We start from the raw sequence: 15,212 nt of genomic DNA, 5'->3' as shown, positions 1-15,212 counted from the left end.
GACACACGAACATGGCAACTGCAACCCCCGAAGCCGTCGAGAGCCGCATCGTCGAGGCGCTCGCCTCCTTCGGCCCCGACATCGAGCAGGTCACCCGCACGGCGACGTTCGAGGAGCTCGACATCGACTCCCTCGACCTCGTCGAGCTGGCGCAGATCGTCGAGGACGAGTGGGGCGTCGAGCTCAAGGGCGACGACATGAAGGGCCTCAAGACGGTCGGCGACGCGATCGACCTCGTGGTGGCGCGGGCGGCCTGATGAAGAGACGCGTCGTCATCACCGGTGTGGGTGCCGTGACCCCGCTCGGGGTCGGTGCCGAGCCGCTGCTGCGACGCTGGGCAGCGGGCGAGGTCGGCATCCAGGAGGGCGAAGGCGCTGCGCGCGACTTCGTCGCCAAGGAGCACCTGTCGATCAAGGAGGCCCGTCGCAACGACCGCTTCGCCCAGATGGCGATGGTCGCAAGCGACGAGGCGCTCGCGCAGGCCGGTTGGAACGGGGAGAAGCCGTACGCCCCCGAGCGGATCGGCTGCGTCCTCGCGACCGGCATCGGAGGCCTCGAGTCGCTCGAGGGCCAGCACGACAACCTGCGCGACAAGGGCGACAAGGCCGTCTCGCCGCTGTCGGTCCCGCTGTTCATGGTCAACGCCGGGACCGCCGCGCTGTCGATGCGCCACGACCTGCGCGGGCCGACCTTCCAGGTCGGCTCCGCGTGCGCGTCCGGCGGGCACGCGATCGGCACCGCGATGCGCATGATCCAGATGGGCGACGCCGACGCGATCGTCACCGGCGGCGCCGAGGCGACGCTCACGCCGCTGGCGCGAGCGAGCTTCGCGGCCGCCAGCGCGCTGTCGCCGACCGGCATCTCGCGCCCGTTCGACGCCCGCCGCGACGGGTTCGTGATGGGCGAGGGCGCCGGCGTGATCGTGCTCGAGGACGCCGAGAAGGCGGAGGCGCGCGGCGCGACGATCCTCGGCGAGCTGAAGGGCTACGCGACCACCTCGGACGCGTACCACATCACCGCGACGCTGCCCGAGGGCACGTACGCCTCGCGGGCGATGGACCTGGCGCTCGCCGACGCCGGCCTGACGCCGGCGGAGATCGACTACGTCAACGCCCACGGGACGTCGACCGAGCTCAACGACGCGGCCGAGACGACCGCGATCAAGCTGACGTTCGGCGACGCCGCCGGGCAGGTGCCGGTCTCGTCGCTGAAGTCGTCGATCGGCCATCTGCTGGGCGCGGCGGGCGCGGTCGAGGCGATCGCCACGCTGCTCGCGATCAACGAGCGCATCGTGCCGCCGACGCTCGGCCTGCAAGAGCCGGACCCGGCGCTCGACCTCGATTACGTGCCGGGCGCCGCGCGGGAGCTGACGCCCCGCAACGGGACGCCGAAGGCGCTGTCGAACTCGTTCGGCTTCGGCGGCCACAACGTAGTGCTTTGTCTGGAGGGAACCACCGCATGAGCGCAGTAGCAGCACAGACCGCGACCGACGAGCGGCTCAGCCCGCACGAGCGGCTCGAGCTGCTCTGCGACGAAGGCTCCTTCGAGGCGATCCGGACGGGCGTGATGTCGCCGAAGCTCGGCGGCCGCGCCCGGCCCGGAGACGGCGTCGTCGGCGGCCTCGGGCGCGTCGACGGCCGCCCCGTCGCCGTCTACGCGCAGGACGCGCGCTTCCTCGGCGGCTCGCTCGGGGCCGCCCACGCCGACACGATCCACCGCGTGATGCAGCTCGCCGGCCGTGCGCGCGTCCCGGTCGTCGGCTACATCGAGTCCGGCGGAGCCCGCATGCAGGAGGGCACCGCGGCGCTCGGCGGCTACGGCCGCATCTTCCGCCAGAACGTCCTGCTGACCGGCGTCGTGCCGCAGATCTCGATCATCGGCGGCCTCTCGGCCGGCGGCGGCTGCTACTCGCCGGCGCTGACCGACTTCGTCGTGATGACCGAGGACGCCGCGATGTTCCTGACCGGCCCGGGCGTCGTCAGGGACGTGATGGGCGAGGACGTCTCCGCGGCGGAGCTCGGCGGCCGCAAGGTCCACGAGAAGAACGGCGTGACCGACCTGGTCGCGACCGACGACACCGGCGCCGCCCACATGGCGCGCAGCCTGCTGTCGTACCTGCCCCAGCACGCGGGCGCCCGCCTCCCGCGGATCCTCGCGACCGACCCCGACTTCTCCGACCCGGGCGCCGCGGTCCCCTCCGACCCGCGCCAGGTCTACGACGTGCGCACGGCCGTGAAGGGGATCGTCGACGGCGGCTCGCTGATGGAGATCGCCCCGCGCTGGGCGAGATCGATCGTCACCGCCTTCGCGCGCATCGACGGCCGCCCGGTCGGCGTGATCGCCAACCAGCCGCGCTACATGGGCGGCGTGCTCGACACCGAGTCCTCGCAGAAGGGCGCCCGCTTCGTCGAGACCTGCGACCGCTACGGGATCCCGCTCGCCGTCTTCGTCGACACGCCCGGCTTCATGCCCGGCACCCGCCAGGAGCAGGCCGGCGTGATCCGCCACGGCGCCAAGCTCGTGCGCGCCTTCGCCCAGGCGACGGTGCCGCGCGTGACGGTCGTGCTGCGCAAGGCCTACGGCGGCGCGTACATCACGATGAACTCGAAGGACCTCGGCGCCGACCTCGCGTTCGCCTGGCCCGGCGCGGAGCTGGGCGTGATGGGCGCGCAGCCGGCGGTCAACATCATCCACCGCCGCGAGCTGGCGGCCTCCGAGGACCCGGCCGCGCTGAGAGACGAGCTGGCGGCCGCCTACGCCGAGGAGCACCTCGGCGCGCAGGTCGCCGCGGCGGCCGGCTTCGTCGACGAGGTGATCGAGCCGCACGAGACCCGCCAGCGGCTGGCGTGGGCCTTCGGCGCGATCGACGACCGTCGCGCGCTGAAGGAGATCGCGTGACGGCGCTCGAGGGGCGCCGGTTCCTGATCACCGGCGTCCTCACGAAGGACTCGATCGCGTTCGAGACGGCCCGCGTCCTGCAGGAGCAGGGCGCGGAGATCGTCCTGACCGGCTTCGGGCGCGCCCGCCGGCTGACCGAGCGGGTGGCGAGAAGGCTGCCGCAGCCGGTCGACGTGCTCGAGCTCGACGTCAACAAGGCCGAGGACTACGTCGCGCTGGTGGCCGACCTCGAGTCGCGCTGGGGCGCGCTCGACGGCGTCCTGCACGCGGTCGCCTTCGCGCCCGAGGACGCGCTCGGCGGCAACTTCATCAACACGCCGGCCGAGTCGGCGATCACCGCCTTCCAGACGAGCGCCTTCTCGCTCAAGGAGCTGGGGCGGGCGCTGAAGCCGCTGCTGGAGAAGGCGCAGGGCGGCGGCTCGATCGTCGGCCTCGACTTCGACGCGACCGTCGCGTGGCCGATCTACGACTGGATGGGCGTCGCGAAGGCGGCGTTGGAGTCGACCTCGCGCTACCTCGCGCGCGACCTCGGCCCCGCCGGGATCCGCGTCAACCTCGTCTCGGCCGGCCCGCTGAAGACGGTCGCCGCCGGCGGCATCCCCGGCTTCCAGACGCTGTCGGACGCGTGGGGCAGACAGGCTCCGCTCGGCTGGGACGTGACCGACCCCGAGCCGGTCGCCCAGACGATCTGCTTCCTGCTGTCGGACTGGTCGCGCGCGATCTCCGGCGAGATCGTCCACGTCGACGGCGGCTTCCACTGCATGGGCACCGCCCCGGCCGCCGCGGCCACGGCGGCCGCCGAGACGGCCTCGGCGGAGGCCTGACGGCTCCGATCCGTTCCCGGTGCGCCTTTACGCTACGGTAAAGGTGTGCCGAAGATCTCCTCCAAGCATCAGGTCACGCTCCCGGTCGAGGCGCTCGAGCGGGCTGGCATGCACGCCGGCGACGAGGTCAGCATCGAGGCCGAGGGCGCGGACCGCATCGTCGTGACCCGCATACCGCCGAGACCGGCCGACGCGCTCGGCATCTTCGACGGGTTGTACGAGCCCGGCCACCTGGAGAATCTGCGGGCCGGCGAGCGCGCGTGACCGCATGCGTCCTCGACACCGACGTGGTGATCGCGGCGCTCGACCGTCGCGACGCCCACCACGAGCGGGCTGCCGCGGCGCTCCTCGGGATGGTCGAAGCCGACACGCCGCGCCTGCTGTCGACGATCAACTACGCCGAGGCGCTCGTGCGTCCCGCCGAGGACGAGCGGACGCTGAGACAGGCCGTCGACGCGATCGCGTCGTTGGGCGTCCGCCTCCTCGCGCCCACGCCGGAGATCGCTCGCGCCGCGGCGCGCAACCGCGCGCTCGCGATCAGCCTCGCCGACGGCTTCGCGCTTGCGACCGCGCAGACCCACGGCGCCGCGATCGCGACCTTCGACAGACGTGCCCGCCGCGCCGCGGAACGTCTCGGCGTCGCGCTCGCGCTCTGATCGGCGCTCACACCGGATTCCTTCCGGGATGGGGCGTACCGTCGGGCGCAGGTCCGGCACCACCTCAGGAGGCAGAGATGAGCACCTCAGAGCTGCTCGACGTCGACGCCCTCAGACGGGCGATCGAGTCGGCCGACGCGGACGCGATGGCGAAGCTGTTCGCCGCCGACGCGACGGTCGTGATGATCGACCAGGAGCATCCCCCGAGCAGACCGCAGACGATCCAGGGCAGAGAGGCGATCCGCGCGATGCTCGACGACATCTGCTCGCGCGACATGACCCACGAGGTGACCCACCTCGTCGCCGGCGACAGCGGCGTCGCGTACACCGAGATGTGCAGATACGCCGACGGCACGAGAGTCGAGGTCGCGATGCTGATGGACGTCAGAGACGGCCGCATCACGCGCCAGGAGGGCGTGCAGGCGTGGGACACCGCGTGAGCTGAGGCTTGCTGGCACGGGCCGGCCGGCGCCCCGCCGCCTCCGACGCACCGCGCGCGGCCGGCGCCCCGCCGCCCGGAGCCGTCCGTCCGTCAGGGGTCCGAGAAGGGCTGGATCGCGATCCCGTGGTCGCGCTCGCGCATCCCCAGCTCGTAGGTCGCGCCGCCCTGGACGCTCAGCTCCAGCGGCGGAAGTCCTCGGCGCGCGACTCTCAGCCGCATGTCGGCGATCGCGCAGTGGGCGGTGTGGTGCTCGCTGCCGTCGGGGTCGCTGTAGAGCCAGCCGACGACGTCGCCGGGCGGCGCGCCGACGGCGGCGCGCACGGCGACGTCGTCGCCTCCCAGCCAGAGGGTCGCGCGCTCGGGCAGCTCGTCGACTCTCGTCGAGCGGACGCGGCGCAGGCCGCCGAGGCGGTGGCGTCTGCCGTCGATCGAGAGACAGCCGTTGGCGACCCACGGCGTCGTGCGTCTGCCGACCTTGATCCGCCCGACGATCAGGTCGATCCACGCCTCCGGCTGCTGCTCGAACGCGGTCCCGTGCAGCCAGATCCAGCGCTCGGCGTGCTCGGCGCCCCAGTTGTGGCCGACCATCCCCGGCCAGCGGTCGAGCGAGATCGTGCGGTCGCCGACCGTGACGGTCCCGCCGACGCGCAGCGCCGGCAGCAGGCTGAGCGCCTTCGTGCGCGGCAGCCGCGCGCGGTACATCCAGCCGCTCGGGAGGTAGGGGAAGGGCGCCTCGCCGCCCTCGAACTCCAGCTCCCACGACGCCATGCCGGGGATCTCGCCCGACGCCCCCTGCGCGCCGATCGTCGCCTCGCCGATCCGCAGCCAGGTCGCGACCGGTCCCTCGCCGCTGCCGGCGGCGAGCGCGTCGGGCGGCGGCGTCGCCTTCGCGGCGTGCGGGCCGCGCGCGTCGAACAGCGTGATCCACAGCGAGCCGACTGGCGCCTCGCCCGGCCGCTTGTGGACGGTGTAGCGCAGCCAGACCGCCTCGCGCGCGGCAGCGTCGCCGGCCTTCAGATAGAAGCTCTCGTAGCAGCCCCGCGCCGCGGGGACCGAGGGATAGCGCGGATCGGCCGGCTCCATCTTCCGCGACCGTACCAGCGAGCGAGGCGCCGCGGCGCCGGCCGGCTCAGCTCGACCGGCACTCCACGCGACCGCGAACAGACCTTTGTCATCCAATGCCTGCTCAGCATGCACTGGATGACAAAGGTCCCGATCAGGGGCGCTAGCGGAACAGGTCCTCGGCGGCGGGGCGCAGGAGCGCCTGCACGCCGGGGCCGTCGTCGTCGAGCGCATGGCGGCCGGGGAGTCCGCGGACGACCACCGCCGGCTGGCGCGAGTCCTTGCCGCGCGCGAGGTCGGCGGCGGCGGCCAGCTCGTCGGCGATCGCGATCCACGTCGCGCGCAGCTCGCGGCCGACGCTGTCGGCGCGGCCGCGCCAGTCCTCCAGCGGGGCGACGCCGGCGACGCCGATCGCGACGTCGACCTGGCCGTGGCGCCAGGCGCGGCCGAAGGAGTCGGTGATGACCACGCCGACGCGCGCGCCGGTCAGCTCGCGCAGGCGCGCCCGCAGCGCTCGCGCCGAGCCGTCGGGGTCGGCCGGCAGCAGGATCAGCGTGTCGGGGCCGCCGGCGGCGGCGTTGGAGGCGTCGACGCCGGCGTTGGCGCAGACGAAGCCGTGGTGGGTGACGCAGATCAGCACGCCGCGCTCGGCCCGCAGCAGCTCGCGCGTCTCGTCGAGCACGACCTGGACGTGGCGCGGGTCCTTGCCGTGGTCGGCGGCGAGCGCGACGGCGCGCTCGCCGGGCACCACGTCGTCGAGGCGCCGGACGCGCCCCTCGGCCTTCGAGACGGCCTTGTGGGCGACCACGAGCACATCGCCGTCGGCGAAGCCGCCGAGGCCGGCCGGCGGCCGGGCGGCGATCAGCTCGCCGAGGTCGGCGCCGGAGGCGATCTCCGGGAGCCCCTCGACTGCGGCGATCGACAGCACCGACGCTCAGCGCTCGGCGTTGGTGCGCATCAGCTGGTTGAGCATCCCGCGCGTGTGGGCGGCGCCGCCGCGGCGGGAGGCGACGACCGCTCTCAGCGCCTCCAGGTCCTCGGGCGTGTCGACGTCGAGTCCGAGCGACTCGACCTCGGCGACCTCGACCGCGACGCCGGCCTCCTCGGCCAGCACCTGGTGGCGGTGGGCGCTGTCGACGCCGAAGCTGGGGGCGAGCACGTCGGGCGGCGACAGCAGCAGCGCGTTGGTGCCGCTGCCGTGGCGGTCGGGCACGACGACGACGTAGCGGTCGGCGGTGCGCGGGCGGCCGAGCAGCGTGTCGAGCTCGGCGGGGTCGACCATCGGGGTGTCGCCGGCCATGCAGAGGACGCGCGTCGCGCCCAGCTCGCGGGCATGGGCGACGCCGCGCAGGACGGCTCTGTTCTGCCCGCTCTCGGCGGGGTCGTCGAGCGGGATCGCGTCGTAGCCCTCCGCGACCCGCTGGGCGCCGGGGTCGGCGGTGAGCACGAGGACTCTGTCGACGCCTCTGGAGCGCCGCAGCGCGGTCAGTACGTCGACGTACATGGCTTCGGCGAGGGCGCGGCGCGGACCGGCGGCCAGCCCGGGGTCCAGGCGGCCCTTGGCCTCCTCGAAACGCTTCACCGGCAGGATCGCAAAGGTGGACATCGGCCGAGAACGGTAACCCTTCGGGCCAATCGACCAATCAGCGGTGCCGCGCGCGGTCGCCGAGGGAGGCCGCGAAGGCGAGCGTCTCACGGGCCAGCGCGGCCCGTCCGGCGGCGTCGGCCATCAACAGCTCGGCACGATGGAATGCCAGCTCTGACGGGGAGATCGCGGGGTCGAGCGGCTCGTCGGCGACGATCCCGTCGAGCACCTCGCCGTACAGCGCGGCGACCCCGCTGGCCGACAGCGGCTGGCCGGCCCATTCCATGAACGCGGCGGTCGGGCCCTTGACGACCTGGCCGCCGACGATCGGGCTGACGGCGACGACCGGCGCGGTGCTGTCGCGCAGCGCCTCGCGCATGCCGGGCAGCGCGAGGATCGGCCCGATCGACAGCAGCGGGTTGGAGGGGCCGATCACGATCGCGCGCGCGCTCGCCACCGCCTCCAGCACCTCGGCGGTCGGGCGCGCCTGGGCCGCGCCGCGGAACTCCAGCCCCTCGACGGGGCCGGCCGCTCTGCCGACGATCATGAACTCCTGGAACGGCCGCTCGACGCCGCGGGCGCGGACGAAGGTGCGGACCGGCTCGTCGCTCATCGGCAGCACGCGCGAGCGGATCCCGAGCGCGCGCGTCAGGTCGGCGATCGCCTCCGTCAGGCGGTCGCCCGCCGCCAGCCGGCGGGCTCGCTCGATCCCGTAGGCGAGATCGCGGTCGCCGAGGTTGAACCAGACGTCGACGCCCAGCTCGCGCAGGCCGTCCATCACGTGGAAGGTGTCGCCCTCCAGCCCCCAGCCGCGCGCGTCGATCCGCCCGGCGAGCCAGAAGGCGACGAGGTCGGGGTCGGGCGAGACGTGCGCGCCGTATTGCTCGACGTCGTCGCCGGTGTTGGCGACGACGACCAGCTCCTCGGGGCGCTCCAGCACCGCCGCCAGCCCGGCGGCGAGCTTCGCGCCGCCGGTCCCTCCGGCGAGCGCGACGACGGGGCCGCTCAGCCCCATGCGCTGCCGTTCGGCAGGCCGCTGATCTTGAGGCCGGCCGTCGCTCTGTGGCGGATGTTGATGCCGATCGTGAGCGCGGTCAGCTGCTCGGTGATGCGGGCCATCTCGAGACGGCCGGCGTCGATCGGGCGCAGGCCGGGGATGCGGCCGACCAGCTCGGCGACGCGGGCCTTGGCGGCTCTGTCGTCGCCCGCGAGCAGCGCGTCCTCGTCGAGGGCGTGGTCGAGGTCGGCGAGGTGTCTGGCCGCGACCGTGTGCAGCCCGGAGACGACGGTCACGCCGGCCGGGACGAGCTCCTGGGCCTGCTGGGCGGCGGAGCCCTGCCAGACGTCCAGCACGCGGGTGGGGCGGCCGCCGACGGCGGTCGCGAGCGGGACGGTCACGTCGAGCAGGACCGTGCCGGCTCTCAGCGCCTCTCTCAGCGATCTCAGCGTCGCCGCCTGGCTGGCGAACGGCACGCTCAGCACGACCAGGTCGCTCGCGGCGGCCGCGTCGGGATTGGCGAGGCCGCGCACGTCGCCGCCCGCCACGACGCCGCGAGCGCGTTCCGCGGCCTCCTCGGCGCGCGCGCCGTCGCGGGAGCCGATCACGACCGGCACGCCGGCCTGCGCGAGACGGACCGCGAGGCCGAAGCCGAGATCGCCGGTCGCGCCGATGATGCTGATGGGGGAGGGCATGGCGAGCGAGTATATGAGCGCCTCCGCGACGCCGGCCCGTCGTGCCCGCGGGGGCGTTCGGCGTCCGCCGGGCCGGGCTAGACTCGCACCATGGCCGAGCTGCCGCAGCGGGTGCGGATCCGGGAGGTCGGGCCGCGCGACGGGTTCCAGAACGAGCCCGAGACGATCGACACCTTCGATAAGGTGCGGCTGATCGACCAGCTCGGCCGCAGCGGGCTGGGACGGATCGAGGTGACGAGCTTCGTCCGCCCCGACGTGATCCCCCAGCTCGCCGACGCGGCCGCCGTGCTGGAGGCGATCGACGTGCCGCCCGACGTCTCGCTGAGCGTGCTCGTCCCCAACGAGCGCGGCCTCGACCGCGCGCTCGAGCACCGCGACCGCTTCCACGAGGTGAGCGTCTTCCTGTCGGCGTCGGAGACCCACAACCGCCGCAACGTCAACCGCTCGGTCGCCGAGTCGCTCGACGGGTTGCGGCGGGTCCTCGCACGCGCGCGCGAGGCCGGGCTGCGCTGCGAGGGCGTGATCTCGACCGCGTTCGGCTGCCCGTTCGAGGGCTTCGTCGCGCCCGAGCGGGTCGCCGAGATCGCGCGCGAGCTGCGCGACGCCGGCTGCGACGAGGTCGGCTTCGGCGACACGACCGGGATGGCCAACCCCAAGCAGGTCGGCGCGCTGTTCCCGTACTGGCGCGACATGCTCGGCGCGGAAATCGAGCTGACCGCCCACTTCCACAACACGCGCGGCCAGGGCCTGGCCAACGTGCTCGCGGCGCTCTACGCGGGCGTCGACTCGTTCGAGTCGAGCTTCGGCGAGCTGGGCGGCTGCCCGGAATCGGGTCCCGCCCACCCTGCGACCGGCAACATCGCGACCGAGGACGTCGTCTCGATGCTGGAGGAGATGGGGATCGCGACCGGCGTCGACCTGCCGGCGCTGATCGTCGCGACCGGGATGGCGCGCGACGTGCTCGGCCGCGCGCTCGGCTCGCACGTCGCGACCGCCGGCCCGGTCGAGTGGAGAACGCGCGGCGCCGGCTGATCGCTCGCCATCCGGTGCGTCGGCGGCTATCGTCGCCGGTCGGAGATCCAGCCGAGATCGTGAGGAGCGGCCCGTGCATCGCCAGTTCAAGGACGACGACTTCCAGTTCGGCTTCGAGATCGCGCTCGGGTCGGTCTACCGGCAGGCGGCCGACGCGGGGGAGGTGGTGACGACCGCCGCGCGCATCAAGGACGGCGACGCCGACGCCTGGGTGCGCGAGTGGAGCGCGCTCGCCGACCGGGTTCGCGGCGAGGCGGAGGCGGCCGAGGCCGGCGGCTCGCGCGTCGCGGCGCTCGCCCACTTCCGCCGCGCGGCGACCTACTACGCGACCGCGCTCTACACGATCGCGAACAGCAGGCAGCGCGACCGGCGCGGCGAGCTGCGCGGGCTGCAGCTCGGCTGCTGGGAGAAGATCGTCGACCTCTCGCCGGTGCCGGGCGAGCGGCTCGCGATCCCGTACGAGGGCACGACGCTGCCGGGCTGGTTCTTCCGCGCGCCCGACGCGGCGCCGGGCGAGCCGCGGCCGCTGGTGGTCGTCAACAACGGCAGCGACGGCGCCAGCTCGCAGATGTGGGTGCAGGGCGGGGCGGCCGCCGCCGAGCGGGGCTGGCACTGGATGACCTTCGAGGGGCCCGGGCAGCAGTCGACGCTGTTCGACCAGGGGATCCCGTTCCGGCCCGACTGGGAGGCCGTCCTCACGCCGGTGCTCGACGCGCTCGTCGCGCGCGACGACGTCGACGCGGCGAAGGTCGCCGTGATCGGGATCAGCCAGGCCGGCTACTGGGTCCCGCGCGCGCTCGCCTTCGAGCACCGCTTCGCCGCCGCCGTCGCCGACCCGGGCGTCGTCGACGTCTCGACCTCGTGGACCGACCCGCTGCCGAAGTCGATGCGCAAGGAGATCGCGGATGGCGAGCGCGAGAAGTTCGACCGCAACATGCGCATCGCCGAGAAGCTCTCCGCCTCGACGCGGGCGCTGTTCGCGTTCCGCGGCGAGCCGTACGCGGTCGAGGGCGACTCCCGCTACGACCTCTACGCGCAGGTGCTGCGCTACAGACTCGGCGAGGAGGTCGCCCAGATCGACACGCCGATGCTGATCTGCGATCCCGAGGACGAGCAGTTCTGGCCGGGCCAGTCGCAGCAGCTCTACGACCGGCTGCCGGGGGAGAAGGAGCTGGTCCGCTTCACCGCTGAGGAGGGCGCGGCGCGCCACTGCGAGCCGATGGGCGGCGCGGTCCGCGACGCGCGCCTGTTCGGCTGGCTCGAGCGGAAGCTCGGGGTGGGCGGTCGGGACACGGCGGGCGTCTGACCGGCGTCGACCGGTCGCGGCGGGCGGCGGCCGACCGCCGCCCGCGGGCGCCTCAGCGGCCGCTGAACTGCGGCTGGCGCTTCTCGGAGAGCGCCTTCGCGCCCTCGGCGAAGTCGGCCGACTGCGCGCACAGCTGCTGGGCGGCGACCTCCTGCTCCAGCGACAGCGCCAGCGCCGGCTTCGCGACGCCGTCGAGCACGCGCTTGGCGAGCCCGACCGCGATCGGCGCGCAGGCGAGCAGCTCGTCGACCAGCTGCTGCGTCGCCGCGTCGAGCTGGTCGGCCGGCGCGACCCGCGTCACGAGGCCGATCCGCTCGGCCTCCTTGGCGTCGATCAGCTTGCCGGTCATGATCAGCTCCTTCGCGCGGCCGAGGCCGACGAGCGCCGGCAGGCGCGAGGAGCCGCCGACGTCGGGGATCAGCCCGACGCGCGTCTCCGGCATCCCGATGATCGCGTCGGCGGCGATCACGCGGAAGTCGGCCGCGATCGCCAGCTCGACGGCGCCGCCGATGCAGCCGCCGTGGATCTGCGCGATCACCGGCTTGGTCATCTCCTCGGCGAGGTTCCAGGCGTCGATGCACTCCTTGCGGAAGGCGCGCAGGTGCTCGGGCGTCTGCGCGACCGCGCCGAGCGCGCCGAAGTCCATCCCGGAGGAGAACATCGCGCCGGCGCCGCGCACCACGACGACGCGCACGGCGGTGTCGTTGGCCGCCTCCTTCAGCGCCGCGCCGATCGCGAGCACCAGCTCGCCGTGCATCGCGTTGCGCTTCTCGGGGCGGTTGAGGATCACGTGGCGGACCGCGCCGCGGTCCTCGGTCTCGACGAGTGCCATGCGGCGCAGGCTACCTGCGCCCGTGCCGCTCCCGCGCCTCTTCGCCCGGCGGCAGCGGAGGCGCGGCGCTGCCCTGGCCGATGGGGCGGCGCGCGGCGGCGGCGGGGCCGAGCTCCGACCACGTCACCATCCCGACGCGGATACCGGCGCCGAGCATCACCCAGATCGGCCAGAAGTGCCCGGAGGCGCCGGTCGCCAGCCAGATCGCGACCATCGCGAGCGACAGCAGCGCCCAGGAGCCGGCGCGGTGGAGCGCGCGGCGCTTCGCCCGTTCGCGCCGCGGGTCGTGGCCCGGGCGCGGGGGCGCCGCCGGCAGCGGCGGCAGGTCGCTCAGCAGCGCTCGCAGCTCGCTGACCGTTCTGGCGGCGTAGACGGCGTCGGTGCGCTCGTCGAGCTCCTCCGGCGTGATGCGGCCGACGGCGCAGTGGTCGCGCAGCGCGTCGGCGGCGCGTTCCCGTTCGGCGTCGGAGGCGCGGAGCGTCGGATCGTCGGGGAGCATCGTGCAGCCGATGGTACGGCGCACGGGCGCCGGACGCGAGCGGTCGGCCGACGGCGCCCCGGCAGCCCGCGGGAGCGCGCCGCCGACGCGGGTAGGCTGGCCGACATGGCCGAGACGACCGACCTGCAGGCGCGCGCCCGCGCGCTCGCCGAGCTGCTGCGACCCCATCCCCACCGCGGCGACCTGATCGGCGCCGGGGCCGTCCCGCTGACGGTCGCGCTGCTGCTGGTCAACGTCCGGCTCGACGCCTCGTGGGGGACGGGGATCTTCCTCGTCCTGACCGGTCTGGCGTGCGCGCTCGTGCTCGCGATGGGCGTGCTGGCTCCGCTGGAGCGCGAGCAGCCGCGCTCCTACCAGGTCGTGCTGCAGCTGTGCGGCCTCGTCCTGCTGTTCGTCGCGCTGCTGCGGCTGGCCCAGGTGCTCGGCGTCGACGAGCCGCTCGACTCGGCCGGGGCGAGCTTCTGGATGCTCGCGGTCGTCGCCTGCGCGGCGGCGTGGCTGGCGCGCGAGCGCCGCAGCGCGATCTGCACGCTGGTCGCGGCGGTCGCCGGGACGTTCGCGCTGCTGTCGTTCGTCTCGTGGGTCTTCTCGCCCGACGGTCCGGCGACGTCGCGCTGGGTGCTGCTGTTCGTCGCGCTCGGGCTGCTCGTCGGCGCGCTGCTGCTGCGCGACCGCCATCGGACCGAGTCGGTCTACCTGATCGACGCGGCCGGCTTCGCGGTGCTGGCGATCGGGCTCACCTACGTCGGCTCGCTGCTGTTCGGCTTCGCCGTCTTCGAGCGGAGCGACGGCCTCGTGCGCGGCCTCTTCGACGGGCCGGGCGCGTGGTGGAAGCTGGTGATCCTCGCCGGCGGCCTCGGCCTCGTCGCCTACGCCGGCGTCGACAGACAGCCGGGGCCCGGCTGGCTCGGCGTCCTCAACCTGCTCGTCTTCGTCGTGCTCGTTGGGCAGCCGGGCGAGGGCGGCGCCAGCCTCTGGTTCTGGCCGATGATCCTGCTGCTCGTCGGCGGCGCCATGATCGCCGCCGGCCTCCGCCCGCGCGAGCCGCTCCCGCCCGAGCCCGGCAGGGCCGACCCGGCGCCGGTCGTCCCCGTGACCCCGGCGTCCCCGCCGTCGCCGCCTCCGTCGGCGTCGCCGCCCGCCGCGGATCCGCCGGCCGAGTCGCCGCCGGCTGCCGCGTCCGGGCCGGAGCAGGCGCCGCGATCCGCGTCCGCGCCGGAGCAGGCGCCGGGCGCCGCGTCTGGGCCGGAGCATGCGTCGGGCGCCGCGTCCGCGCCGGATCGCCCGGGGGCCGCGTCGCCGCCTGGTTCGGCGCCGGCGTGGGATCGGCCGCCGGCTCCCGCTCCCGGGCCGGAGCAGCCGCCGAATGGCGCGGCCGCGCCCGACCGCTCGCCGGAGCCGCCGGCCGCGTCGCCGCCGGCCGAGCCGGCCGAGCCGGCCGCGCGGCCCGAGCCGGAGCCGCCGGCGAGGGGGTCGCTGTGGGCCCGCGCCGATCCCGGCGAGCAGCCGACCAAGCCCCACCGCCGGCCGCCGAGCGCCGGCGACGACGACGCCTGAGCCGCGGCCGTGGCGGCGCGGCCGGCTCCCGTCGGCTCCGCTCGGGCCGCCGCTGCCGAGTGGACGGCGTCGTCGCGGCGGCCGCCGCGACCGGTGCCCGGACACCGCCGGCGCTGGCTTGCGACGCGTCGCGAGCGAGCGGCCGCTGGTCGCGGCGGTGATCGCCGGCGCTCGACTTGCGGCGCGTCGCGCGGCGGGTATACGGTGCCCGACGTGGCCGAGCCCGACCACAGAGCGCTGCTGCAGGAGGCGATCCGGCACGAGGCGAGCGCGCAGCAGGCGCTGCTGCGCGGCGACGCGGCCGTCTCGCGCGAGCGGTTCGCCGCTGCCGCCGGTCTCTATCGCGCCTCGTGGGAGGCGGCGCCGCCGCGCTCGTTCGGCCGGTTGGTCGGGATGGCGAAGGCCGCGGTGCTGGCCGGGCACGGCGGCGAGGAGGCGGCGTACGTGCGCAGCGCGCTCGGCGACGCCTGCGACTCCCCGCCCGGCTGGTACGCGCTCGCGATCGCCGCGCTGATCCAGGGCGACGACGACACGGCCCGTCGCGCCGCCGCCGGCATGCGGACCGAGGACCCGGCCTTCAACCGCACCGCCGACGCGATTGACGCGCTCGCGCGGGACGACGCCGACGGCTACGCGGCCGCGGTGCGCGCGATCGTCGCCGACTTCGAACGGCGTGACCGGCACCTGACCGGCGTCGCCTTCGCGGACACCGCCGTGATGCTGGAGCGGCTCGCCAGAGCGCGCGGCCTCGCCGCCGCGCCGGCGTCGGCGCTGATGCCGACGCTCGGTTGAACCGGCCCGTCGCGGGATCAGTGGCGGTCTGTGTC

At 74.8% G+C, this 15,212-nt stretch carries 18 protein-coding genes; 11 read left to right on the top strand and 7 right to left on the bottom strand.

Going from position 1 to position 15,212, the window contains the following annotated elements; genetic code table 11:
- The first annotated feature begins 11 nt into the window (after positions 1-11).
- The 7 genes from BDZ31_RS18470 (at position 12) to BDZ31_RS18440 (ending at position 4,818) form a co-directional block, all read left to right on the top strand.
- A complete protein-coding gene (locus tag BDZ31_RS18470) occupies positions 12-257 on the top strand; it encodes an acyl carrier protein (protein ID WP_183343865.1) in 246 nt (81 codons plus the stop codon).
- Positions 257-1,462, top strand: coding sequence for a beta-ketoacyl-[acyl-carrier-protein] synthase family protein (locus tag BDZ31_RS18465; RefSeq protein WP_183343862.1), 1,206 nt, complete (start codon positions 257-259; stop codon positions 1,460-1,462). Before BDZ31_RS18470 ends, BDZ31_RS18465 begins: the two co-directional genes overlap by 1 nt.
- Positions 1,459-2,898: an acyl-CoA carboxylase subunit beta gene (locus BDZ31_RS18460; RefSeq protein WP_183343860.1), complete on the top strand. Its 1,440-nt coding sequence runs from the start codon at positions 1,459-1,461 to the stop codon at positions 2,896-2,898. Before BDZ31_RS18465 ends, BDZ31_RS18460 begins: the two co-directional genes overlap by 4 nt.
- Positions 2,895-3,722, top strand: coding sequence for an enoyl-ACP reductase FabI (gene fabI, locus BDZ31_RS18455; RefSeq protein WP_183343858.1), 828 nt, complete (start codon positions 2,895-2,897; stop codon positions 3,720-3,722). Before BDZ31_RS18460 ends, fabI begins: the two co-directional genes overlap by 4 nt.
- Before the next feature lie 45 nt (positions 3,723-3,767).
- Positions 3,768-3,986 (top strand): AbrB/MazE/SpoVT family DNA-binding domain-containing protein, encoded by a 219-nt coding sequence (locus tag BDZ31_RS18450; protein WP_183343856.1) that lies wholly within the window; start codon positions 3,768-3,770, stop codon positions 3,984-3,986.
- Complete coding sequence (locus tag BDZ31_RS18445; protein WP_183343853.1) at positions 3,983-4,378, top strand: PIN domain-containing protein; 396 nt, start codon at positions 3,983-3,985, stop codon at positions 4,376-4,378. The genes BDZ31_RS18450 and BDZ31_RS18445 overlap by 4 nt, the downstream gene beginning before the upstream one ends.
- 77 nt (positions 4,379-4,455) lie before the next feature.
- On the top strand, positions 4,456-4,818 hold the full coding sequence (locus BDZ31_RS18440; RefSeq protein ID WP_183343851.1) for a nuclear transport factor 2 family protein: 363 nt from the start codon (positions 4,456-4,458) through the stop codon (positions 4,816-4,818).
- Positions 4,819-4,910: 92 nt separating this feature from the next.
- Here BDZ31_RS18440 and BDZ31_RS18435 read toward each other — a convergent pair whose 3' ends face one another.
- The 5 genes from BDZ31_RS18435 to npdG all read right to left on the bottom strand — a co-directional run bounded on the left by BDZ31_RS18435 (position 4,911) and on the right by npdG (position 9,159).
- Positions 4,911-5,903, bottom strand: a complete 993-nt coding sequence (locus BDZ31_RS18435) for a hypothetical protein (RefSeq protein WP_183343849.1) — start codon at positions 5,901-5,903, stop codon at positions 4,911-4,913.
- A 142-nt stretch (positions 5,904-6,045) separates the two neighbouring features.
- The gene (gene cofE, locus BDZ31_RS18430; RefSeq protein ID WP_183343846.1) at positions 6,046-6,810 is read right to left on the bottom strand and encodes a coenzyme F420-0:L-glutamate ligase; all 765 of its coding nucleotides are present in this window, start codon (positions 6,808-6,810) and stop codon (positions 6,046-6,048) included.
- A 6-nt stretch (positions 6,811-6,816) separates the two neighbouring features.
- Positions 6,817-7,488 carry a 2-phospho-L-lactate guanylyltransferase gene (gene cofC, locus BDZ31_RS18425; RefSeq protein WP_183343844.1) on the bottom strand — a complete coding sequence of 224 codons (672 nt, stop codon included), beginning with the start codon at positions 7,486-7,488 and terminating at the stop codon, positions 6,817-6,819.
- Positions 7,489-7,525: 37 nt separating this feature from the next.
- The gene (cofD, locus tag BDZ31_RS18420) at positions 7,526-8,482 is read right to left on the bottom strand and encodes a 2-phospho-L-lactate transferase (protein ID WP_183343842.1); all 957 of its coding nucleotides are present in this window, start codon (positions 8,480-8,482) and stop codon (positions 7,526-7,528) included.
- Positions 8,473-9,159: an NADPH-dependent F420 reductase gene (npdG, locus tag BDZ31_RS18415; RefSeq protein ID WP_183343840.1), complete on the bottom strand. Its 687-nt coding sequence runs from the start codon at positions 9,157-9,159 to the stop codon at positions 8,473-8,475. Before npdG ends, cofD begins: the two co-directional genes overlap by 10 nt.
- A gap of 90 nt (positions 9,160-9,249) precedes the next feature.
- Between npdG and BDZ31_RS18410 the strand changes: the two genes are divergently transcribed.
- Positions 9,250-10,191, top strand: coding sequence for a hydroxymethylglutaryl-CoA lyase (locus tag BDZ31_RS18410; protein WP_183343838.1), 942 nt, complete (start codon positions 9,250-9,252; stop codon positions 10,189-10,191).
- A gap of 73 nt (positions 10,192-10,264) precedes the next feature.
- Positions 10,265-11,497 carry a prolyl oligopeptidase family serine peptidase gene (locus BDZ31_RS26085; protein ID WP_183343836.1) on the top strand — a complete coding sequence of 411 codons (1,233 nt, stop codon included), beginning with the start codon at positions 10,265-10,267 and terminating at the stop codon, positions 11,495-11,497.
- A 52-nt stretch (positions 11,498-11,549) separates the two neighbouring features.
- On the opposite strand, the gene BDZ31_RS18400 is transcribed toward BDZ31_RS26085, so the two are convergent.
- Both BDZ31_RS18400 and BDZ31_RS18395 read right to left on the bottom strand, forming a co-directional pair.
- Positions 11,550-12,329, bottom strand: coding sequence for an enoyl-CoA hydratase/isomerase family protein (locus tag BDZ31_RS18400; protein WP_183343834.1), 780 nt, complete (start codon positions 12,327-12,329; stop codon positions 11,550-11,552).
- A gap of 10 nt (positions 12,330-12,339) precedes the next feature.
- Positions 12,340-12,828 carry a DUF1707 SHOCT-like domain-containing protein gene (locus tag BDZ31_RS18395; RefSeq protein ID WP_183343832.1) on the bottom strand — a complete coding sequence of 163 codons (489 nt, stop codon included), beginning with the start codon at positions 12,826-12,828 and terminating at the stop codon, positions 12,340-12,342.
- A 105-nt stretch (positions 12,829-12,933) separates the two neighbouring features.
- On the opposite strand from BDZ31_RS18395, the gene BDZ31_RS18390 reads away from it, so the two are divergent.
- On the top strand, positions 12,934-14,385 hold the full coding sequence (locus BDZ31_RS18390; RefSeq protein WP_183343830.1) for a hypothetical protein: 1,452 nt from the start codon (positions 12,934-12,936) through the stop codon (positions 14,383-14,385).
- 213 nt (positions 14,386-14,598) lie between these two features.
- On the top strand, positions 14,599-15,177 hold the full coding sequence (locus BDZ31_RS18385; protein WP_183343828.1) for a hypothetical protein: 579 nt from the start codon (positions 14,599-14,601) through the stop codon (positions 15,175-15,177).
- Positions 15,178-15,212 lie beyond the last annotated feature (35 nt).

Source organism: Conexibacter arvalis, from assembly GCF_014199525.1.
Lineage (GTDB): Bacteria > Actinomycetota > Thermoleophilia > Solirubrobacterales > Solirubrobacteraceae > Conexibacter > Conexibacter arvalis.
Note: the sequence above shows the minus strand (reverse complement) of the source record. Positions and strands in the feature narration are given on the sequence as shown.

Excerpts from the sequence above, each read along its gene's own strand:
- BDZ31_RS18470 (WP_183343865.1), top strand. The coding sequence starts at position 12 with ATGGCAACTGCAACCCCCGAAGCCGTCGAGAGCCGCATCGTCGAGGCG.
- BDZ31_RS18465 (WP_183343862.1), top strand. The coding sequence starts at position 257 with ATGAAGAGACGCGTCGTCATCACCGGTGTGGGTGCCGTGACCCCGCTC.
- BDZ31_RS18460 (WP_183343860.1), top strand. The coding sequence starts at position 1,459 with ATGAGCGCAGTAGCAGCACAGACCGCGACCGACGAGCGGCTCAGCCCG.
- BDZ31_RS18440 (WP_183343851.1), top strand. The coding sequence starts at position 4,456 with ATGAGCACCTCAGAGCTGCTCGACGTCGACGCCCTCAGACGGGCGATC.
- BDZ31_RS18435 (WP_183343849.1), bottom strand. The coding sequence starts at position 5,903 with ATGGAGCCGGCCGATCCGCGCTATCCCTCGGTCCCCGCGGCGCGGGGC.
- cofC (WP_183343844.1), bottom strand. The coding sequence starts at position 7,488 with ATGTCCACCTTTGCGATCCTGCCGGTGAAGCGTTTCGAGGAGGCCAAG.
- cofD (WP_183343842.1), bottom strand. The coding sequence starts at position 8,482 with ATGGGGCTGAGCGGCCCCGTCGTCGCGCTCGCCGGAGGGACCGGCGGC.
- npdG (WP_183343840.1), bottom strand. The coding sequence starts at position 9,159 with ATGCCCTCCCCCATCAGCATCATCGGCGCGACCGGCGATCTCGGCTTC.
- BDZ31_RS18410 (WP_183343838.1), top strand. The coding sequence starts at position 9,250 with ATGGCCGAGCTGCCGCAGCGGGTGCGGATCCGGGAGGTCGGGCCGCGC.
- BDZ31_RS18400 (WP_183343834.1), bottom strand. The coding sequence starts at position 12,329 with ATGGCACTCGTCGAGACCGAGGACCGCGGCGCGGTCCGCCACGTGATC.
- BDZ31_RS18395 (WP_183343832.1), bottom strand. The coding sequence starts at position 12,828 with ATGCTCCCCGACGATCCGACGCTCCGCGCCTCCGACGCCGAACGGGAA.
- BDZ31_RS18390 (WP_183343830.1), top strand. The coding sequence starts at position 12,934 with ATGGCCGAGACGACCGACCTGCAGGCGCGCGCCCGCGCGCTCGCCGAG.